The organism is Burkholderia sp. PR2 (genome assembly GCF_052372875.1).
Classification (GTDB): Bacteria; Pseudomonadota; Gammaproteobacteria; order Burkholderiales; family Burkholderiaceae; genus Burkholderia; species Burkholderia diffusa.
The window spans coordinates 101,517-121,503 of record NZ_JBQRWH010000002.1 but is presented as its reverse complement, the minus strand read 5'-3'; the positions used below and the strand labels follow the sequence as shown (position 1 = coordinate 121,503).

The 19,987-nt window shown below is 67.5% G+C and carries 16 protein-coding genes and 2 riboswitches; of the genes, 5 read left to right on the top strand and 11 right to left on the bottom strand.

Going from position 1 to position 19,987, the window contains the following annotated elements; all coding sequences use genetic code 11:
• Window positions 1-1,023 carry a zinc-binding alcohol dehydrogenase family protein gene (locus ACT2FV_RS12090; protein WP_444503969.1) on the bottom strand — a complete coding sequence of 341 codons (1,023 nt, stop codon included), beginning with the start codon at window positions 1,021-1,023 and terminating at the stop codon, window positions 1-3.
• Between ACT2FV_RS12090 and ACT2FV_RS12085 the strand changes: the two genes are divergently transcribed.
• Together ACT2FV_RS12085 and ACT2FV_RS12080 are read left to right on the top strand one after the other, a co-directional pair.
• Window positions 1,010-1,255 carry a hypothetical protein gene (locus tag ACT2FV_RS12085; protein ID WP_174912656.1) on the top strand — a complete coding sequence of 82 codons (246 nt, stop codon included), beginning with the start codon at window positions 1,010-1,012 and terminating at the stop codon, window positions 1,253-1,255. The genes ACT2FV_RS12090 and ACT2FV_RS12085 overlap by 14 nt on opposite strands.
• A 145-nt stretch (window positions 1,256-1,400) precedes the next feature.
• Window positions 1,401-2,102, top strand: a complete 702-nt coding sequence (locus ACT2FV_RS12080; RefSeq protein WP_226117223.1) for a FadR/GntR family transcriptional regulator — start codon at window positions 1,401-1,403, stop codon at window positions 2,100-2,102.
• A gap of 158 nt (window positions 2,103-2,260) precedes the next feature.
• On the opposite strand, the gene ACT2FV_RS12075 is transcribed toward ACT2FV_RS12080, so the two are convergent.
• From ACT2FV_RS12075 to ACT2FV_RS12045, 7 genes are all read right to left on the bottom strand, one after another.
• Window positions 2,261-2,656, bottom strand: a complete 396-nt coding sequence (locus ACT2FV_RS12075; protein WP_244108022.1) for an AidA/PixA family protein — start codon at window positions 2,654-2,656, stop codon at window positions 2,261-2,263.
• Window positions 2,657-2,749: 93 nt separating this feature from the next.
• Complete coding sequence (locus ACT2FV_RS12070) at window positions 2,750-3,658, bottom strand: ABC transporter ATP-binding protein (RefSeq protein WP_059606234.1); 909 nt, start codon at window positions 3,656-3,658, stop codon at window positions 2,750-2,752.
• Window positions 3,659-3,703: 45 nt separating this feature from the next.
• On the bottom strand, window positions 3,704-4,678 hold the full coding sequence (locus ACT2FV_RS12065; RefSeq protein WP_444503968.1) for an ABC transporter permease: 975 nt from the start codon (window positions 4,676-4,678) through the stop codon (window positions 3,704-3,706).
• Window positions 4,679-4,742: 64 nt separating this feature from the next.
• Window positions 4,743-6,629, bottom strand: a complete 1,887-nt coding sequence (gene atzF, locus ACT2FV_RS12060; protein ID WP_444503967.1) for an allophanate hydrolase — start codon at window positions 6,627-6,629, stop codon at window positions 4,743-4,745.
• Entirely contained in the window at window positions 6,626-10,216 is a 3,591-nt protein-coding gene (uca, locus tag ACT2FV_RS12055; protein ID WP_444503966.1) for an urea carboxylase, read from the bottom strand. Before uca ends, atzF begins: the two co-directional genes overlap by 4 nt.
• Before the next feature lie 37 nt (window positions 10,217-10,253).
• Complete coding sequence (locus ACT2FV_RS12050) at window positions 10,254-10,910, bottom strand: urea amidolyase associated protein UAAP2 (protein ID WP_151047463.1); 657 nt, start codon at window positions 10,908-10,910, stop codon at window positions 10,254-10,256.
• Window positions 10,911-10,921: 11 nt separating this feature from the next.
• The gene (locus ACT2FV_RS12045) at window positions 10,922-11,683 is read right to left on the bottom strand and encodes an urea amidolyase associated protein UAAP1 (protein ID WP_444503965.1); all 762 of its coding nucleotides are present in this window, start codon (window positions 11,681-11,683) and stop codon (window positions 10,922-10,924) included.
• A 57-nt stretch (window positions 11,684-11,740) separates the two neighbouring features.
• A riboswitch (guanidine-I (ykkC/yxkD leader) is annotated at window positions 11,741-11,874 on the bottom strand.
• Between the two features lie 432 nt (window positions 11,875-12,306).
• Window positions 12,307-12,428: riboswitch (guanidine-I (ykkC/yxkD leader) on the top strand.
• A 136-nt stretch (window positions 12,429-12,564) separates the two neighbouring features.
• Here ACT2FV_RS12045 and ACT2FV_RS12040 point away from each other — a divergent pair.
• Window positions 12,565-13,605, top strand: coding sequence for an ABC transporter substrate-binding protein (locus ACT2FV_RS12040; RefSeq protein WP_444503964.1), 1,041 nt, complete (start codon window positions 12,565-12,567; stop codon window positions 13,603-13,605).
• A 425-nt stretch (window positions 13,606-14,030) separates the two neighbouring features.
• Here the strand turns inward: ACT2FV_RS12040 and ACT2FV_RS12035 are convergent, their stop codons facing one another.
• Both ACT2FV_RS12035 and ACT2FV_RS12030 read right to left on the bottom strand, forming a co-directional pair.
• Window positions 14,031-15,095 carry a LysR family transcriptional regulator gene (locus ACT2FV_RS12035; protein WP_444503963.1) on the bottom strand — a complete coding sequence of 355 codons (1,065 nt, stop codon included), beginning with the start codon at window positions 15,093-15,095 and terminating at the stop codon, window positions 14,031-14,033.
• Window positions 15,096-15,178: 83 nt separating this feature from the next.
• Window positions 15,179-15,922 (bottom strand): SDR family oxidoreductase, encoded by a 744-nt coding sequence (locus ACT2FV_RS12030; RefSeq protein ID WP_444503962.1) that lies wholly within the window; start codon window positions 15,920-15,922, stop codon window positions 15,179-15,181.
• Window positions 15,923-16,114: 192 nt separating this feature from the next.
• Between ACT2FV_RS12030 and pdxR the strand changes: the two genes are divergently transcribed.
• A complete protein-coding gene (gene pdxR, locus ACT2FV_RS12025; RefSeq protein WP_124627210.1) occupies window positions 16,115-17,635 on the top strand; it encodes a MocR-like pyridoxine biosynthesis transcription factor PdxR in 1,521 nt (506 codons plus the stop codon).
• 349 nt (window positions 17,636-17,984) lie between these two features.
• On the top strand, window positions 17,985-18,485 hold the full coding sequence (locus ACT2FV_RS12020) for an Ohr family peroxiredoxin (protein ID WP_059606215.1): 501 nt from the start codon (window positions 17,985-17,987) through the stop codon (window positions 18,483-18,485).
• 108 nt (window positions 18,486-18,593) lie between these two features.
• Here ACT2FV_RS12020 and ACT2FV_RS12015 read toward each other — a convergent pair whose 3' ends face one another.
• Window positions 18,594-19,802 (bottom strand): NAD(P)/FAD-dependent oxidoreductase, encoded by a 1,209-nt coding sequence (locus ACT2FV_RS12015; protein ID WP_444503961.1) that lies wholly within the window; start codon window positions 19,800-19,802, stop codon window positions 18,594-18,596.
• Between the last annotated feature and the right edge of the window lie 185 nt (window positions 19,803-19,987).

Sequence of the window (19,987 nt, the reverse complement as noted above, 5' to 3'; positions counted from 1 at the left end):
TCAGCATTCGACGAGTGCCTTGATCACGCCGGCGTCCGGTTCGAGGAGTTCCGCGAACCGGTCGGGCAAGTCCGCGAGCGTCAGCGCGTGCGTCTTCAGCGCGTCGGTCGGCACCCGCCCCGCACGCATTGCGTCGAGCACGGTTTCGAAATCGGCCGGCGTCGCGTTGCGGCTCGCGAGCAGCGTCGTCTCGCGCTTGTGGAATTCCGGGTCGGAGAACGAAATGCGGCCCTTCACGAGCGAGATCAGCACGTACTTCCCGCCGTGCGCGACGAAGTCCAGGCCGCGCTCCATTGCGACGAGATTGCCGGTGGCGTCGAACACGACATCGAAGAATTCGCCGTCGGTGAGCGCCGCGAGGCGCTCGACATCGGCGCCGGCCCCGCTCACGTCGAGCGGCACGGTGGCGTGCGCGTCCAGCGCCGTCGCGCAGACTGCCAGCCGGTCCGCGCGGCCGTCGAGCACGCTGACCTGCGCGCCGCGCAGCATGGCGAAGATCAGCGCGGCCATGCCGATCGGGCCCGCGCCGACAACCAGCACGCGTTGCCCGGCCCGGACCTCGGCACGCGCGACCGCGTGCGCGCCGATCGCGAGGAATTCGATCATCGCGGCCTGGTCGAGCGTGACGCCGTTGGCCGCGAACACGAAGGCCTGCGGAACGGCGAGGTATTCGACCATGCCGCCGTCGGCGTGCACGCCCAGCACCTGGATCCGGGTGCAGCAATTGGTCTTGCCCGCACGGCACGCGACACACGTTCCGCACGACAGATACGGCATCACGTAGACCTGGTCGCCGGCCTTGACGCGTGCGCCCGCCGGCGCCGTCTCGACGACGCCGGCCAGCTCGTGCCCCATCACCCTGGGATAGGCGAGGTACGGCTGGTTGCCGGTGAAGATATGCATGTCGGTGCCGCATACACCAACCCGCTTCACGCGGATCAGGACATCGTCGGGGCCCACGGCCGGCACCGGGCGCTCGGCAACGACCAGACGACCGGGTTCTTCACAAATGACGGTTCTCATCGGTATCTCTGTAATGGGTGAAACAGGACGATGTGGCGCGCGGCACCACCAAATTGGCCTGACCAAACACATGCTATTGGTCTGGCCACCATTGGTCAAGCCAATCGCCGGAAATTTGGGGAAATCCCTAAAAGGCATGGTGACAAAGCGCGCATCGGGTGGCTCGAATACGCTCACCTTGCCGCTTTTTCATTGGGCGCAAAGCGGAATCGGCAAGAACCGACTGGATTGAAAACTTGGTAAGGCCAATTTATCCATCCAGCTCCCTGCGACATCGGAAGGCGCCATCGACTTCGTCTGAATTGGTCAGGCCATTCAAAGTGCAGTAGACTGATCGCTTCGGAACAGACATCCGCGGTATGCGGCAAGGGGGAGCGTTGCTGGACCAGTTCAAACAGGTGGATACACGCCGCCTGTATCAGCGCATCGCCGACCAGATTCGTTCGCTCATCGATGCGGGGCGGTTCGCCGACGGAGAACGCCTGCCGCCCGAGCGGGATCTGGCTCAGCAGCTGGGCGTGTCACGCCCGTCGGTTCGAGAGGCGCTCATCGCGCTGGAAATCGAAGGCATCGTCGAAGTCCGGATGGGCTCCGGCGTGTTCGTGTGCCCTCCAGCGAAGGCGTCGAATACCGCGGCGACACCGCTGGGCGAAAACCCGATCGAACTGACAAGCGCCCGCGCCGCACTCGAAGGCAGCGTCGTCGAACTCGCATGCGCACACGCGACGCCCGAACGGCTGGCGCCCGTGCGCCGCGCGGTCGATGCAATGCGGTCCGCCATCGCGGAAGGCCGTTCCCCGCTGCAGCACGATCGCGAATTTCACGTCGCGATTGCAGCGATGACCGGCAATTCGGTGCTGGTCAGGCTGGTGGGCGAACTGTTCGACGGACGCCACAGTCCGATCTCGTCGCGCGTCAGCGCGCGCACCGAAAGCAGGCAGACATGGGCCAAGGCGTTCGACGAACACGAGTCCATTCTTCACGCGCTGGAAAACGGCGAGGTGCTGATGGCCCAGGCGGCCATGCGCACGCATCTCTATGCATCGCAACGACGCTGGCTGGAACAGGAGCGAAACTAACGCTGGCGGGCCGTCCATGAAACGCGTGCGGCCCGCGAACCAAACGGTTCGGCATCCTGCTTGAACGCGGCATTCGCGCGGAAGATCGCCGGGAAACCGGTATCGGGCGCCAGGTTGACGTTGCCGTCGCGGCCCGACGACGGCCTGAAATCGGGCTGCTACGAATCCGCCCCGCCTCCGGCGATCTCGATCGACGTCTCCCAGCGGAAATAGCCGGACACGGCACCATCGCGATCCAGTACGGCGAAATCGGCCGTACACGTGGTGGCGCCCGCGGCCAGCACATCGCTGCGCCAGTAGTGGTCCGGCATCGGCCGGCACTGTGGATGGAGCAGGTCGTCGTCGGACGGCACCGGTGTCGCGGCATCGCGCACCTCCGGTTCGATCGGCGCGACGATGCCGGCATCCTTCAACGCGAACCGGATGAACAGAACGCTCGCTTCGGCACGCAGCGCCAGCGCCGTTTCGCGCAGGCGGAGCTGGTCGCCCGGCGACAGGCCGGCAAAGAGCCGGCTGTCGTTGCGGCCGAGCGGCCCGGTGTCGCCGGGGATCACCCCGCAGATGTGCCGGGCGCGCGCAACGGCATTATTTCGCCCTGCACGCCACCAGACACAATGAATAAAAACGCCGAACCATAACCACTCCCGTTACTCGACATTATCCGAAACGTCCGTCATCCGGATCATGTGCGGCTTCACCCCCTCATCGTCCGCCGCCTCCTCCTTCGGATGGATCAGCGCTTCGAGCCGCGCCTTCGTCGCGATGAATTCGGGCGTATTGACCTGCGAATAGTCCCGCGGCCGCGCCACGGGCACCTCGATCAGTTCCTGCACGCCGCCCGGGTTCGCCTTGAGCACGAGAATCCGGTCCGCGAGGAAGATCGCCTCGTCGAGATCGTGCGTGATGAACAGGATCGTCACGTCGATATTGCGCCAGATGTCGAGCAGGTGTGTCTGCATCCGCGCACGCGTCTGCGCGTCGAGCGCGCCGAACGGCTCGTCCATCAGCAGGATGCGCGGACGATTCGCGAGCGCGCGGGCGATCGCCACGCGCTGCTTCATGCCGCCCGACAACTGATGCGGATACACGTCGGCGAAACGCGTCAGTCCGACCAGATCAAGCCACTGCAGCGCCTCGCGCTCGGCTTCGCCGCCGCTGCTGCCATTCATTCGGAGGCCGAACATCACGTTCTTCTTCACGGTGAGCCACGGAAACAGCGTATAGCCCTGGAACACCATCCCGCGATCGGCGCCCGGCCCCTGCACGGGCTTGCCGTCCAGCAGCACCTCGCCGCTCGTCTGCGCCTCGAGCCCCGCCAGGATGCGAATCAGCGTCGACTTGCCGCAGCCGGACGGACCGATCACGCACACGAACTCGCGCCGGTGGGTACGGAAGCTGATGTCGTCGAGCGCGACGCACTCGCCCTGCGGCGTCGCGAAACGCTTGCCGACATGCCGCACGTCGAGAATCACGTCGCGGGCTTTGAGTCGCGCGAAGCGCTCGCGCACCGCGTCGGATTGAATCAGGTAATCGGGAACGGCTTGCGGATTCTGCATGATGCCCTCTACGGAAATCGGTCGATGGATGCGCGTCGACGGGCGTCACGCCTTCAGTGTGCGGTCCCACGGAAACAGCTTGCGGCCGAGCAGTCCGAGCGCGATGTCGGTGCCGAGGCCGATGATCCCGATCATCAGGATCGCCGCGTATACGTTGTCGAAATGCTGATAGCGCGCCTGCTGGCTGATGTACCACGTGATGCCCGAGCTCGTGCCGACGAGTTCGGCCACGATCAGGTAGGTCCACGCCCAGCCGAGCAGGATCCGCTGGTCGCGATACAGATCCGGCAGCACCCCCGGAATCACGACGTGCGTGAGCAGCTGAAGCTTCTTCGTGCCGAGCGTCATCGCGGCCTCGAACAGCCCGTATTCGAGCTTGCGCGTCGTGTTCGCAATGATCAGCACCTGCTGGAACAGCGTGCCGATCACGATGATCGCGACCTTCGGCGCGTCGTAAATGCCGAGGATCGCGACCATCAGCGCGCCGAATGCGGGCGCCGGCAGATAGCGGAAGAACTCCAGGAACGGCTCCTGCAGCCGCGCGAGCGCGCTGAAGGTGCCGCAGACGATGCCGAGCGGCACGCCGATCGCGGACGAGATCACAAAGCCCCAGAAGATGATCCGGATGCTGTGCCAGAGGCTCTCGTGCAGCCACACGCCATCGCGCGATGCAGGCGGCGTCGTGAACGCCGTGTAGAACGCGCGCAGCACCTGGTGCGGCGCAGGCAGGTACACCGGGTTCGCGCGCACGCCCTCGGGCACGGCCGCGTGCGTCGCACGCGCATGCGCGAGCTCGTCGTCGAACACGTCGCGGTCGATCTGCATGCCGGTCTGGAAATAGTCGACGCTTCCCGGATTCGTGATGCGCATTTGCGGATGCCAGACGAACGGCACATAGCTGATCAGGCACCAGACGGCGAACGGCAGCAGAAAGGACGCCAGGCCGAGCGTCCATTTGCCGCGCGCCGTCAGCTCGCGTCGAACGGCGAGCCAGCCGGTTGGGTTACGGGTCGTTGACATGGGAATCTCCGTATCGTTTCGGGTGCCGGTCGCGCGGGTGCCTAAGCAACGCGCGACCGGGCATTCATTGCAACGCGCCGCTGGCGGCCTGAGCGCGGTATGCGCGCCAGCCGCCGAAGTGCGTGATGTCCTGCGCATCGTCGAGCGCCGCGCTTTCACACAGGAAGCCCTGCACCCGCGAGCCGTCCGCGAGCGTCAGCGTGCCGATGCCGAGCGGCGCGGCAATCCCGGCGACGAAGCTGCCGTATGCGTCGACGGGCATCTCCCAGATCTCGACCGCGATCGGCGCGCCGCCGTCCGGCACGCGCACGAGGCCAGGCTTGGCGACGCCACCGCAGGCCGCCGCGGACAGCGCATAGAGTCGATAGGCGGCAGCCGTCGTCGTCGCGGCGACGAAGTGCGCGCCCCGCTGCGTGAGCTGCCCATTCAACGGTTCGCCACGCAGATGCGCGCCGACGACGGCCACGCGCACGACAGCGGACGACGCGTCGCAGGCCGATGCCGCCGGCGCTGGCGACCCGGCATCCCGGACGGCCGCATCGCCGGCAGCGACGGCACCGCCGGTCCACGCCTGGGCGAGATCGAGCAGCCGCGCATCGTCGTTTGCGCGGCCGACGAACGTGATCCCGAACGGCAAACCCGCATGCCGCCCGCTTTCGCACGTGCCGGCCGGCACGGCGATCGCCGACAGGTCGAGCATGTTGACGAAATTCGTGTAGTAGCCGAAGCGCGAGTTGACGCCGATCGGATCGGCTTCGAGCGCGTCGACGGTCGCGGTCGTCGCCGAGGTCGGCATGACGATCGCGTCCAGCCCGCTCCATGCGCGCGCCGCCTCGACGCGCAGCGTCGCGAGCCGGTCGAATGCCGCGAACGCGTCGGCCGCGCTGAAGCGCGACGCGCCGCCGACGATTTCGCGGATCACCGGATGCAGCGCATCGGGTTCCCGCGCGGCGAATGCGCCGATCGCGGCGAGCCGCTCGGCAACCCACGGGCCGTCATACAGCAGCCGCGCGGCCGCCAGGAACGGGCTGAAATCGATCTCGACGACTTCCGCGCCGGTCGCGCGCAGGCGTTCGAGCGCCGCGCCCCAGGCCGCGCGATACGATTCGTCGCCGAAGAATTCGAGCTGATCGGCTCGCGGTGCGCCGAAGCGCACTTGCGCGAGCGGCCGCGCCGGATGCGCGCGCAGTCCGGCCGCGCCCGCCGGCGGCTGCCATGCGCGCCCGTAAGGATCTCCTTCGATCACGCCATGCGCAACGTCGAACACCGCCCGCGCATCGGCCGGCGAGTGCGCGAACACCGACACGCAATCGAGCGACCGGCAGGCCGGCACGACGCCGAGCGTACTCACCACACCGCGGGTCGGCTTGAGCCCGACGAGGCCGTGGAACGCGGCCGGCACGCGCCCGGAACCGGCGGTGTCGGTGCCGAGCGAGAACGTCGCGACGCCGAGTGCGACCGCCACCGCCGACCCGGAACTCGACCCGCCCGACGCATAGCGCGGATCGAGCGCGTTGCGGCACGCGCCGTAAGGCGAGCGCTGTCCCGAGAGCCCCGTCGCGAACTGGTCGAGATTGGTCTTGCCGACCGGAATCGCACCGGCCGCGATCAGCCGCTCGACGACGGGCGCGCTGCGCGCCGGCGTGTACGCATACGCCGGGCAGGCCGCCGTCGTCGGTATGCCGGCGAGGTCGATGTTGTCCTTGATCGCGAACGGCACGCCGTAAAGCGGCAACGACGCGACGTCGCGCCCGGCGAGCGCGTCGGCATACCGCGCCATCTCCGCGCGCGTCAGCGGACGGATCCACGCATGATGCGGATCGCCGGCGTCGAAATGCGCGGCGATCGCGTCGACGAGCGCATGCGGCGTCAGGTCGCCCGCCACGTAGCGCGCGCGCAGCGCTGCAATCGAGCGCAGCCCGGGCAGGATGGAACGTTCCGCCGTGCTCATGCGACCTCCTCGGCGGCGCCCGCCTTCATTACCATCAGCCGCTGGCCGGCCACCACCGCCGCGCCCGGCGCACAATCGATCGTCTCGATCGTGCCGTCTTCCGTTGCCGTCACCGCCACCTCCATCTTCATCGACTCGACGATCGCGACGACCTGCCCTTCGGTCACGCGCTCGCCCGCCTCGACCAGCACCTTCCACACGCTGCCCGACACGTCCGCGGCAATCGCCCGCTGCGTGTCGTCGAGCGCGCCCGCTGCCCGCGCCGCCTGCGCGTCGCCCTGCTCCGCGTCGCCGACGTATTCCGCGTGCCCGGCCGCCCGCCATCGCTCACGCTCGGCTTCGAACGCGGTTTGCTGCGCGGCCTTGAACGTCGCGATCGAATCCGCCTCGTCGCGCAAAAAACGGTTGTATGCGCCCAGATCGAACACGGATTCCTCGATCCTCAGCGCCGCGCGGCCCGCGATGAAATCCGCGCGCAGCGCGGTCAGCTCCGCCTCGCTGACTTCGTAAAAGCGGATCTCGTCGAAGAAGCGCAGCAGCCAGGGCTTGCCGGCCTCGAATTCGCGCGTGGTGCGGTGGCGGTTCCACATCTGCACCGTCCGGCCGACGAACTGGTAGCCACCGGGCCCTTCCATCCCGTACACGCACAGGTACGCGCCGCCGATGCCGACCGCGTTCTCCGGCGTCCAGGTGCGCGCGGGGTTGTACTTCGTGGTCACCAGCCGGTGCCGCGGATCGATCGGCGTCGCGACCGGCGCACCGAGGTAGACGTCGCCGAGCCCCATCACCAGATAGCGCGCGTCGAACACGATGCGCTTCACGTCGTCGATACTCGCCAGGCCGTTGATGCGCCGGATGAACTCGATATTGCTCGGGCACCACGGCGCATCGGGCCGCACCGACTGCATGTAGCGCTCGATCGCGACGCGCGTCGACGGGTCGTCCCACGACAGCGGCAGATGCACGATGCGGTTCGGCACGCGCATGTCGGCCACGTCGGGCAATTCGCGCTCGGCGGCCTGCAGATGCGCGAGCAGCGTGGCGAGCGGCAGCGTCCGCGCGTCGAACTGCACCTGCAGCGAACGTATCCCCGGCGTCAGGTCGAGCATGCCGGGCAGCCGGTGCGCGTCGAGCCAGCACATCAGCGCGTGCACGCGAAAGCGCAGGTTCAGGTCGAGCACGAGCGGCCCGTATTCGACCAGCACGTTGCGATCGCCCGAGCGCCGGTACACCACGCCGATGCCGCCGCCGGCCGACGGGTCGCGATGCAGCACGCAATCGTCCGGCGCGCCAGCGGATGCCGCAGGCGCGATCGCGGCGGCGGCAGGGGCGGGCGACACGCGGGCGCGCACGAACTGCACGGTATCGCCCGGGCGCAACTGCCCGAGCTTCCACAACTCGTCGCGCACGACCGTCACCGGGCACACGAAGCCGCCGAGACTCGGACCGTCGGGGCCCAGGATCACCGGCATGTCGCCGGTGAAATCAACCGCACCGATCGCATACGCGTTGTCGTGGATATTCGACGGATGCAGGCCTGCCTCGCCGCCGTCCACGCGTGCCCATTGCGGCTTCGGTCCGATCAGCCGCACGCCGGTGCGGCTGGAGTTGTAATGGACCGTCCACTGCGTGCCGTAGAGCATCGCGATGTCGTCGGGCGTGAAGAAATCGGGCGCGCCGTGCGGCCCGTCGAGCACGCCGAGCGTCCAGGCATGCGTCAGCGCGGGAACGTCGGCCGCGGCCAGCGTCGCGCCCGCGTCGCCGCGCCCCGCGTCCGCGTGCAGATGCAGCACGTCGCCCTTGCGCAGCGCGCGCCCCGCGTGGCCGCCGAACTGGCCGAGCGTGAAGGTCGCCTTGCTGCCGAGATAGTCGGGCACTTGCAGCCCGCCCTTCACGGCAAGGCACGCGCGCACGCCCGCGCCCATCACGCCGCCGAGCTTCAGCACCGCGCCGGGCCGCGCGCGCAGCACCTGCCAGAACGGCGCGGGCTCGCCATCGAGCGTGGCCGCGAGCGGCGCGCCGCCGAGCACGAACAGCGTCGCCGTGTTGAAGCGCAGCGTCGCGCCGACCATCGTGAATTCCAGCCCCGCCGCGTCGCGCGCGTTGCCGAGCAGCGCGTTCGCGAGATCGAACGCGCGATCGTCCATCGGACCGGACGGCGGCACGCCGACGCTCCAGTAGCCGACTCGCCCGGGGGCTTGCTGCACGGTGGTCTGCACGCCACCGTCGAGCACGTCGATCGTGTGCGGCGCGAACGCGAAGCGCGACAGGAATGCCGTCGTCGGCGCGCCGCGCGCGAACGTGTCCGAGCCGACGACGGCGCGCAGGTAGTCGAGGTTGGTCTCGATCCCGTACAGCTCGGTACGGGCGAGCGCGGCCTGCAATGCGGCCAGCGCGTCGCGCCGCGTATCGCCGCGCACGATCAGCTTCGCGAGCAGCGGATCGTAATGCGCGCTGATCTCGGTGCCCGCTTCGATCCAGCCGTCGACGCGCACGTCGTCCGGAAACGCGACGTGTGTGAGCAACCCCGCGCTCGGCTGGAACTGCTTGTGCGGATCCTCCGCATAGAGCCGCACCTGGATGCTCGCGCCGCGCGGCGCGACGGCGAGCGTGTCGAGCGGCGGCAGGTCGCCTTCGGCCTGCAGGATCATCCATTCCACGAGATCGACGCCCGTCACCGCTTCGGTCACGCAATGTTCGACCTGCAGCCGCGTATTCACCTCGAGGAAATAGAACTGCCGCGCGTTCGCGTCGAACACGAATTCGACGGTGCCGGCCGACGCGTAGCCGACCGCGCGGGCGAGCCGCACCGCGCTCGCATGCAGCGCATCGCGCTCGGCGCCGCTCAGGTCCGGCGCGGGCGTTTCCTCGATCACCTTCTGGTTGCGGCGCTGCACGGAGCAATCGCGTTCGCCGAGCGCGATCGCGCCGCCCAGCCCGTCGCCGAAGATCTGCACTTCGATGTGCCGCGCGTGTTCGACGAACTTCTCGAGATAGACCCCCGCATGCGCGAAGTTCGCGTTACCGAGCCGCACGACGGATTCGAAGGCCGCCTCGAGCTGCGCGGCATCGCGGCAGAGCGACATGCCGATCCCGCCGCCGCCGGCGGTGCTTTTCAGCATCACGGGATAACCGATTGCGTCGGCTTCGGCGAGCGCCGTCGCCACATCGTCGAGCAGGCCCGTGCCCGGCAGCAGCGCGACGCCGTGCGCGGCGGCGAGCGAGCGCGCGGTGTGCTTGAGGCCGAATGCACGCATGTGATCGCCGCGCGGTCCGATGAAGCGCAGGCCCGCTGCCTCGCATGCATCGGCGAAACCGGCATGCTCGGACAGGAAGCCGTAGCCGGGATGCACGGCCTGCGCGCCGGTCTCGCGCGCGGCGGCGAGGATCGCCGCGACGTTCAGGTAGCTGTCGGCCGCCGGCGCGGGCCCGACACGCACCGCTTCGTCGGCGAGCGCCACGTGACGCGCGTCGCGATCGGCATCCGAATAAATCGCGACCGACGCGATGCCGAGCCGCTTGAGCGTGCGGATCACGCGGCACGCGATTTCGCCGCGGTTCGCGACGAGGACCTTGGCGAACCTCATGTTGCCTCCCGCGAACGAGCGTGAGCGTGGGTGTAGTTCATTGAGCCTCCCAGATCGTGAGGCGCACGGGCGTCGGGTTGTAGCCGTTGCACGGATTGTTGAGTTGCGGGCAGTTCGAGATCAGCACTGTGACGTCCATCTCCGCGCGCATCTCCACGTACTTGCCGGGCGCGGAAATGCCGTCCTCGAACGTGAGCCCGCCGAGCGGCGTCACTGGCACGTTCATGAAGAAGTTGACGTTGCCGACGAGGTCGCGCTTGCCGAGCCGCGTGCCCGCGCCGCACGTGCAGTGCGCAATCGCGTTGAGGAAGCTGTCGCGGCAGTTGTGCATGTAACGCTTGTCGAGCGCATAGCGCACGGTGTTGCTCTCGGCCGCACACGCGCCGCCGAGCGTGTCGTGGCGGCCGCAGGTATCGGCGACGATCGTCACCATCGGGTTGCCCCGGCTGGACAGCAGCACGCTGCCCGCGCTCAGGTACAGGTTGCGCTGCGCGCGAATCGTGTCCTGCGCGCTGTAGCGCTCCTCGATGTCGTCGGTGCGATAGAACAACGTGTCGACCGCCTGGTTGCCTTCCAGGTCGAGGATGCGGAAGACCTGTCCGCGTTTCAGGTCGTGCAGCCACGGTTCGCCGGCTTTCAGCGTGGTGTCGTGGATCGCGTCGCGCGGGTGGAGACGGCTTTCGATGATCGGCATTGAAGGGCTCCTTACGCGAACAGGCGGTCGGTGTTGGCGAAGCCGCGCATGTTCTCCGCGCATGCGCGGCGGCACGGGTCGTCCTCGGGCGCGGCGCCGTCCGCCGGATACGCGCGGTACGCGATCAACTTCACGGGCTTCGGTGCGTAGTCCGCACGCGGATCGAGCGGATGCGGCGCGGTCGAGAACGCCGCCAGCGTGTTCATCTCGAAGCGCAGGTCGAGCGCGCTGCCGGCCGGCGAGTGGCCGGCGATGAAATCGAGCGTGCCGTCGTCGCGCGCGTCGAGCCTGCTGAAGAAGTTGACGTTCGCGGCGAGATCGCGCGCCGACAGCCCGTATTTCGCGAGCTCGAGCACGAGGCTGTCGCGACCGTTGCGGATCATCGCGTTGCGATCGGCCTGGTATGAGGTCGTGCCGTACTTGTGCGCGAACAACCGCGCATCGCCGACACCGCCGAGCGGGTCGTGCCAGCCGAGCGTGTCGGCCGTGATCGACGCGATCACGCGCCCCATGTCCGTATACAGCGCATGGCCGCACGTGAGGTGCGCGGTGTGCTGCGCCTTCAGCGTGTCGGCCATGTTGTAGCGTTCGAGCGGATCTTCCTGGCGATGAAAGACGGCGGACAGGTTCGCGCCGCCGTCGACATCGACGATGCGCAGTGCGAGGCCGCGGCGCAGGATGCCGGACCAGTGGGTTCCTGCGGGGATCAGCGTTTCCCACGCGACGTGTGGCGGTGGCACAAGGATAGGGACGGCTTGGGGGCTCGGCGACATGGCGGCTCCGTGGTCGGTTGGACAAAAGGCGTGAGAGGGCGACCGAACGACATCGCGACCTCCCGGGCTTTTATCCCTCCGTGGAGCCTCGCCGTTTCCTCGAATCGAGGCGAAGGCAAGACCGGATTGCTCTCGGACCAGTCATCGCGCGGCGCGAACGCCGCACGACCGGAACCCTAGCGATCCTGAAGATGATGCAAATTGCTTCGCACCTCTCGGGGGTCGATAAAGCGAGTTGCGTGCCAGCCGCCGCGCAATCACCGCACGACGCGGCACGACGGCCCGATGACGCACGGCATGCACGCATCGGCGGCGGCGGCTTGCCCTCGCGGCGGGCGTGCGACGCACCATGCGCACGCGATCGCGCACCGGCGCAGTGCGCATCGCGCACGCGCGCACCGCGCGATCCGCGATGGCATGGGCATTGCTGAACAGGTGCATCCTCACTCGATACCCCACTCTTCATGAACAAGCTCGACCTGCTCCGGCGCGCATTGAGCGCGCTGTTCTCCGCCCGCTTCATCGAACTTCAGCGCACCGTCCGCCGCCGTTGAATCGCGTTGCCGCGCGTCATTGGCACGCTTCTCGCTCGGCATGATGCCGAGAGGTGCGGCGGCGTCGCATCTTAGGGGTGCTAGGGTTCCGGTTCATCGAACGTCTGGTCCGAGAGCAGCCCGGCGCGGGTTCGTCCGATCGCGAGACCGGATGCACGCGCGCTACACGGCGGGACAAAAGCCCGGGAGATTGGCGATGGCAACGGCCGTCGCGCCTCTCCGTGGCCGCTTCTCGTTCCGCATCCGCAGGAACCGGCCACGCGGCCGGACCGTGCACAGGCACGGTCCGAATCGACGATCCCGATCCCGGTCTCCTGGAGAACAACGATGACCCGTCCCGCCCTGGCGTTCCGCCGCCTGCCGTCCCTCCGCTTCTTCCATTTCTTCCGTCCAATCCGTCACGCATTCGGCGCCGCCGTCGCGGCAGCCGCGCTGCTGGCAGCGCCCGCCGTGCACGCGGCGGCGCCGCTGAAAATCGGCTACAGCGACTGGCCGGGCTGGGTCGCGTTCCAGGTCGCGCTCGACAAGGGCTGGTTCAAGGAAGCCGGCGTCGACGTCGACTTCGAATGGTTCGATTATTCGGCCTCGCTCGACGCGTTTTCCGCCGGCAAGCTCGACGCGGTCGCGGCGACCAACGGCGATGCGCTCGTCACCGGCGCGGCCGGCGCGAAGAACGTCATGATCCTGTTGACCGACTATTCGGCCGGCAACGACATGATCGTCGCGAAGCCGCCGCTGCGCACCGTCGAAGGCCTGAAGGGCAAGAAGGTCGGCGTCGAGCTTGGCCTCGTCGATCACCTGCTGCTCGAAACCGCGCTGCAGAAGCACGGGCTCAAGGACGGCGACGTCACGCTCGTGAATGCGAAGACGAACGAACTGCCGCAGGTGCTCGGTTCGTCGACCGACATCGCCGCGGTGGCCGCATGGCAGCCGAACGCGGGCGAGGCGTTGAAGCGCGCACCCGGCGCACGGGCAATCTTCACGTCGGCGGATGCGCCGGGGCTGATCTACGATGCGATCACGGTCGCGCCGGCGAGCCTCGCCGCGCGTCGGGCCGACTGGGCGAAGGTGGTCAAGGTCTGGTATCGCTGTGTCGCCTATATCAACGACCCGAAGACGCAGGCCGATGCGGTGAAGATCATGTCGGCACGCGTGGGCCTCACGCCCGCGCAATATCTCCCGCTGCTGAAAGGCACCCACCTGCTCGACGCGGCGGCCGCGAAGCAAGCGTTCCGCAAGGGCGACGGGCTCGACTCGATCTACGGGTCGACCCGCAACGCGAATGCGTTCAACGTGCGCAATGCCGTGTACAAACAGTCGCAGGACGTCGACGCGTATATCGATCCGCGCTTCGGCGAGCTGCACTGACCGTCGCGGGCTCGCTTGCAGGCCGAGCCGGGCATACCGGCGGCTGGTCTGGTTCGGCAACGCGGGATATCCGCACGCGCGCATGACCGATCGAATCAGCGGTACGTGGGCCTGGCATCACACCAGGTCCGCGTACCGAAGCTACTGAAGCGACGCCTGGACGAGAACGCGCGACGCAAATAAGGCCGGTGGCGGAATTCAGTCTGAACAGGGGGCGTGCGTCCTTGGAGACGACGTCGACGCCCCTGGGGGCGACAGGACGCTGGTGGACGAGAGCGTGGCGGCACACCGGCTCGTGATGCCGTTCGACATCTCGTTGCCGACGGGGATGGGCTATTACTTCGTGTATCCGGGCGGAACCGAACAGCAACACAAGATCCAGCTGTTCGGCGACTGGATTGCGGACGAACGCGCGTGGAGCTGCGTCAAGCCGCCAGCCCCGCCGACGCGGCCGACGCGGCCGACGCGGCCGACGACAACACCGGCACTTCCGGATTGAACCGCGTCATGCAGTTCAGATCGAGCGCGCGAATCTGCTCGGTCATGAAGTCGACGAAGATCCGGATGCGCGTCGGAAGGTGTTGCCGGCTCAGATAGCAGATGTAGTGACCGCGATCCTCCGGCACGTGCTTCGCCAGCGCGACGACGAGTTCGTTCGACGCGAGATGGTCGCGGATCTGGTAGCCCGCCATCTGCGCGATGCCCGATCCGTTCAGCACCGAACGCAACACCAGATCCGCGTCGTTGAACGTGAGGCGCGACGTCGGCAGGTACTTCTGCACGCGGCCGCCCACGTTGAACTCCCATTCGAACAGGCGCCCGCTCGCAAACCGGAAATTGATGCACTCGTGCCGGTCGAGGTCCTCGACGCTCTGCGGGAGACCGTGCCTCGCCACATACGACGGCGCCGCGCAGAGCGCCATCTGCATCGGAATCAGTTGCCGGGCGATGATGCTGGAGTCCTCGATGCGGCCGTTACGGAACGACACGTCGATCCGCTCGGACACCAGATCGACGGGCCGGTCGTCGAGCAGCAGATCGATGATGATGTCCGGATAGGCGTGCGCGAACTTTTCCAGCAGCGGCGCCACGATCTTCCTGCCGAATCCCACTGCCGAGCTGATGCGGATGAGGCCGCGCGGCGGCCCCTGCCGCAATTCCAGCATATCGTTCATGGCTTCGACGATCTGCGCCACGCCCTGATGGCAATTCTCGAAGAAGCGCCGGCCCTCGCAAGTCAGCTCGGTCGTGCGCGTGGTCCGCTGGAACAGCCGCGTGCTCAGCTGCGCCTCCAGCTTCTGGACGTTCCGGCTCACGGCCGGCCGCCCGACGCCGAGCAGTTCGGCGGCCTTGGTGAAACTCCCCTCGCTCGCCACGGCAACGAATGCAAGGATGCCTGCATAGCTCGCACCGAAGCTCGCCGACAGTGCATCGGCGCGACTGGCCAGGTCGCGACGCGCGCCGTGTTCCGATGGTTCCGAATGATTCATTTCCGCTGCCCCCACACGTGCTGCTCACACGGATCGACTCGTCGCCGGCATGCGCCGGCGTATCGCATACGTGCGAACGTGAATCAGCTTCTTGCCAGCCACTGGTCGAGACCGATGCGGCCCAGCCGCGCGTCCCCGAGCGGCACCAGCGACGTTTCCTCGACGCGGCCGCCGTAGTAGCGGGCGTCGCGATCGGTCACCACCGCGCGCGTGTCGCCGACCGACTTCAGGTAGCGCGCGACGATCTCCGCGAACGGCGCGCGATCCGGGCCCGCGATCTCGATCGTGCCGTTCTGCGGCCCGGCGAGCGCGGCCTGCGCGACGAGTGCCGACACGTCTTCCGCGGCGATCGGCTGGAACAGTCCGTCGCCGATGCGCACGGTGCCGTCAACCGTGCCGAAATCCGCGATGCCGCCGATGAATTCCATGAATTGCGTCGCGCGCACGATCGTGTACGGTACGCCCGCCGCCTCGATCGCCTGCTCCTGCGCGACCTTGGCCGCGAAATAGCCGTTCTCAGGCATCCGGTCGCAACCGACGATCGACAGCGCGACGTGATGGCGCACGCCCGCGGCCACTTCGGCCTTGCCGAGATTGCGTGCCGACGTGCGGAAGAAATCCAGGACCGCCTGCGGTTCCCATGACGGTGCGTTCGCCACGTCCACGACCACGTCCGCGTCCGCCAATGCGTCGGTCAGGCCCTCGCCCGTGATGGTATTGACACCGGTGCGCGGCGATGCGGCAACCGCCCGATGGCCCGCTTCCTCGAGCAGCGTGACGACACGCGAACCGATCAGGCCCGAACCGCCGATGACAACGATCTTCATCGCAAAATCTCCTGACGAATGGATTGCATGTGAATGCGAGGGGACATGACGGGTGCCGGATCCGGTGAAGGCGGTGATGACCGTCGCATCGCGTGGAGCAATTGTGGAAGAATCATGTCCTATCCATCAGTGCCAAGAATCGTCGATCGGACTGGTCCATGCCGTGTCTGTTCCGTTGCCCACGAGGCCGTCATGTCTGCGCAATCCTCCATGCTGACCATCGAAATCGACCGGCAGCATCAGTTGCCGATCTATCTGCAGATCTGTGAGCGGTTCAGAACCGCGATCGCCGCGGGCCACCTGCGTCCGGGCGATCGCGTGCCGGCGTTACGCGGTCTGGCGACGCAATTGAACACGGCGCGCGGCACCGTCGAACAGGCTTACACGATCCTGGTCGACGAGGGATATCTTCAAATGCGCGGCGCGGCAGGCACGTTCGTCTCGCCGTCCTTGCCGAAATCGCTGCCGCGGGCGACCCCCGCGCATGACGACGAATCGGCGGCGCACGTCGACAGCGTCGACGTGCTTCAGGTACCGGGCATGTCGCGCGACAGCCCGCCTCCGCGGCGCGCGCAACCGATCGCTGTCGCGATGAGCGGCGAGCCGCGCCCGTTGCAGCCCGGGGTCCCTGCCCTCGACGCCTTTCCGCGCAAGGTCTGGCACCGCCTCGTGTCGCTGCGCGCGCGCAGCGGGGATCGTGCGCTGCTGGGCTACCCGAATCCGGCCGGTTACAGGCCGCTGCGCGAACACATCGCCACCTATCTGGGGCTGTCGCGCGGCGTCACCTGCGTGCCGGAACAGGTGTTCATCACCAGCGGCTACCGCGCCACGCTGGAACTCGTGCTGCGCAGCCTCGCGCGTCCGAACGACCGCGTCTGGTTCGAGGACCCCGGCTATCTGCTCGCACGCAGTTTCCTCTCCGAGACGGGCGTGCACCTCGTCCCGGTGCCGGTGGATGCCGAGGGAATCGACGTCGAGCGCGGCCTGCAGCTGGACGCGCATGCGCGCTTCGCGCTCGTGACGCCGTCGCATCAGAGCCCCCTCGGGCATACGCTGTCGCTGTCCCGCCGCATCGCGCTGCTGGACTGGGCCGAAAAGACGTCCGGGTGGATCGTCGAGGACGACTACGACAGCGAGTTCCGCTATCTGGGCCGCCCGCTGCAGGCGCTGAAGAGTCTCGACCGGCGCGATCGCGTGATCTATTGCAGTACGTTCAGCAAGGCGATGTATCCCGGCTTGCGGCTCGCGTACGCAGTCGTGCCGGAGCGTGCGGTGGAGCGTGTCGAACGCGTGGCCTGCAGCATGAACGCAGGCTCGCCGGCGCTCCTGCAGGCGGCCCTGGCGGATTTCATCGAACAGGGTCACTTCGCCCGGCACCTGAAGCGCATGCGCACGCTGTATGGCGAGCGCCGCACGCTGATCGTGCACGCATTGCGGCAGGCGTTCGGCAAGCGGCTGATCGTCGACCTGCCGCCTGGCGGCATCCAGTTCGCGGTACGGTTCACGGCGGGGCCCGAGGGGCCGGTCGACGATGTCACCGTCGCCGCGCGCGCCCGCGAAGCCGGGCTCGCGGTCCTGCCGCTGTCGATCTGGTACACGAACAGCCACACGCAGCAAACGCCACGCGGCCTCATCATCGGGTTCGCGAACATCGCCGACGCGGACGAAGCGCAACGTCACGCACGAGCGCTGCGCGCGTGCCTGGGCCGCTGACGCGCGGCGTGCACCAATCGCGTGCGGCCTTGCGTGCCGGCAACCGCTGCCGCCGGGCGCCTGATTGAAATTCGTGCCGCGTTCCCGATTGGTGTCCAACGGGAAACATACAATCGCCCGGAACGGCCATACCGCCATCCCGCGCGCGCCTCTAGCATGGAAGCGTCTTTCTCCCGTAGACGAACCGGGAATCGGGCTGCACCGGAAGATTGCCGCATTCCTCGGACGATCCTCCGTGCCCGTCATTCCTTGACGACGCTACTTGCCCCGGCGTTCCGGCCCCTTCGCAAGACGTTTCGACGATCGAATGACCGAGGTCGAAGCGTGTCGCTGAATTCGAGCACGCATCATGGATGACAACAAGCTGCAAGCCCCGCCGCTTTCCCTCCTCGACAGGTATCGAGGCCGGGATTTTCAACCGCTTTACACCACGACCGTCACCGTGTCCGGTGGCGAGACGGGACACGGCCGCGCATCCGGCGTCGTCCGCTCGGACGACGGAAATCTCGCCGTCGACTTGCGCCTGCCCACCGAGTTTGGCGGGCCCGGCAACGGGACCAATCCGGAGCAGTTGTTCGCGGCCGGCTTCGCCGCGTGCTTCCACGGCGCGCTCAATCTGCTCGAGAAACGCGCCGATATGGATACCCCCGATACCGCCGTGGAAGTGCAGGTTTCATTCGGCCGCGATCCCATGGACGGCGGCTATGCGTTGCTCATCGACGTTCGGGTACGGATGCCGGGCGTCGATCGAAACGTCGCGGAAGAAATGGTTCGAACCGCGGAACGCTTGTGCCCATATGCGAAGATGGCACGGCAAGGCACCGTCAATATCGTGACCGTCGTCGACTGACCCGGCGCCTGTCGCGCCGCGACAGCGCGTCGTCCGCCGACGGCGTTCGTTGCCGCAGCGGCATGCCCCCGCCGCGCATCTCGCGACGCGCGCGCGGGGGGCGACCGGTCAATCGAACGACGCCTGCGGGTTACCGGCCGCCAGTGCCTCGGCACGATTCGGTGCCGGCGGATAGATCCATTGCGTGTTGATCATCTGCTTGCGCGCCTTTCCTTCGGCATGCGTCAGTTTGATCTGCCGATCCCAGCCTTCCGAGTACACGGCGCCCCAATCGCCCAGGTCGACGCATGTCGCATAGAACGGCTGCCGGTATTCCAGTGTCGGCACGCCGATCAGATCCGCCGCGACGTTGTGCCCGCCGAATTGCCCCATCACGATCGCGTGCTGGCATGACATCAATGCATAGTGCCCGTCATCGTCGCTGCGTGCCCGCGCCACGTCTCCCGCGACGAATACGTGCGGCGCTTCCGCCACGCGAAGATCCGGTGTGACCTCGACGCGCCCGAGCGGATCCAGGTGCGACGAGACTTGCGACGTCAGCGGGCTCGCAAGCATTCCGCCCGCCCAGATCACGGTCATCGCCTCGATGTGCATGCCCGACGCGGTACGAACGCCGTCGGCCGCGACCGACACGACGCGCGATCCGAGCACGGCCTCGACGCCGAGCGACGCGAATGCTTCGGCGACATACGGCCGAGGATTCGGGCCGAGATCGGGACCGATGTCGTCCTGCGCGCCGATCACGACGACACGCCCTTTCGTCTGCGGGCCGAACCACTCGCGCAAGCGCTTGGGCAACTCGGTGGCAACCTCGATACCCGTAAAACCGCAGCCGACCACCGCGACCGTATTGCGTGCCGGCGATTCCGGCAGTTTCGCGAGCGCCGCGAAGTGGTCGTCGAGCGCGACGGCGTCCTCGATGCGATCGACCGAAAACGCGTGTTCCGCGAGCCCCGGCACCGGCGGCTTGCCCAACCTGCTGCCGCTGGTCAACAACAGCCTGTCATACGCGAGCAGACGTCGCTGGCCGTTGGCGCACGCGACACTGACCGTCTTCTCGCGGACGGAAATCTCCTCGACGCTGCCTTCGAGAAACTTCACGCCGACCGCATCGAGCAGCGGCAGCAACGGTGCGGCCATCCGCTGCGGCTCGCTTTCGTACAGCCGCGGCCGGATCTGCAGTTCCGGTTTCGGGGAGATCAACGTGATCTCGACGTCGCCACTCGTCACACCGGCACCATCCAGCACGCGCGCCGCGCCCAGTGCGCCCCACACGCCGGCAAAACCGGCACCCACTATCAGGATCTTCTGCGACATGATCATTGCCCTCGGTTGATGTCGATGGCGGCAACTCGCCGCGCGAAGTCATCCTAGGTCGACACGGCATTGCGCAGTAGATCCGCAGTCGTGCTCACGATGTTGCCGCTTCGGCACCAATCCATCACACGCCGCACTGATCGATCGCGGGCATGATGTCGACGAACGATCGCACGCGACTCGAA

Bases quoted from the DNA above. Each gene is read 5' to 3' on its own strand.
- ACT2FV_RS12085 (WP_174912656.1), top strand. From the start codon at position 1,010: ATGACGGTTCTCATCGGTATCTCTGTAATGGGTGAAACAGGACGATGT.
- ACT2FV_RS12090 (WP_444503969.1), bottom strand. From the start codon at position 1,023: ATGAGAACCGTCATTTGTGAAGAACCCGGTCGTCTGGTCGTTGCCGAG.
- ACT2FV_RS12070 (WP_059606234.1), bottom strand. From the start codon at position 3,658: ATGCAGAATCCGCAAGCCGTTCCCGATTACCTGATTCAATCCGACGCG.
- ACT2FV_RS12065 (WP_444503968.1), bottom strand. From the start codon at position 4,678: ATGTCAACGACCCGTAACCCAACCGGCTGGCTCGCCGTTCGACGCGAG.
- atzF (WP_444503967.1), bottom strand. From the start codon at position 6,629: ATGAGCACGGCGGAACGTTCCATCCTGCCCGGGCTGCGCTCGATTGCA.
- uca (WP_444503966.1), bottom strand. From the start codon at position 10,216: ATGAGGTTCGCCAAGGTCCTCGTCGCGAACCGCGGCGAAATCGCGTGC.
- ACT2FV_RS12050 (WP_151047463.1), bottom strand. From the start codon at position 10,910: ATGCCGATCATCGAAAGCCGTCTCCACCCGCGCGACGCGATCCACGAC.
- ACT2FV_RS12045 (WP_444503965.1), bottom strand. From the start codon at position 11,683: ATGTCGCCGAGCCCCCAAGCCGTCCCTATCCTTGTGCCACCGCCACAC.
- ACT2FV_RS12040 (WP_444503964.1), top strand. From the start codon at position 12,565: ATGACCCGTCCCGCCCTGGCGTTCCGCCGCCTGCCGTCCCTCCGCTTC.
- ACT2FV_RS12035 (WP_444503963.1), bottom strand. From the start codon at position 15,095: ATGAATCATTCGGAACCATCGGAACACGGCGCGCGTCGCGACCTGGCC.
- ACT2FV_RS12030 (WP_444503962.1), bottom strand. From the start codon at position 15,922: ATGAAGATCGTTGTCATCGGCGGTTCGGGCCTGATCGGTTCGCGTGTC.
- pdxR (WP_124627210.1), top strand. From the start codon at position 16,115: ATGTCTGCGCAATCCTCCATGCTGACCATCGAAATCGACCGGCAGCAT.
- ACT2FV_RS12020 (WP_059606215.1), top strand. From the start codon at position 17,985: ATGGATGACAACAAGCTGCAAGCCCCGCCGCTTTCCCTCCTCGACAGG.
- ACT2FV_RS12015 (WP_444503961.1), bottom strand. From the start codon at position 19,802: ATGTCGCAGAAGATCCTGATAGTGGGTGCCGGTTTTGCCGGCGTGTGG.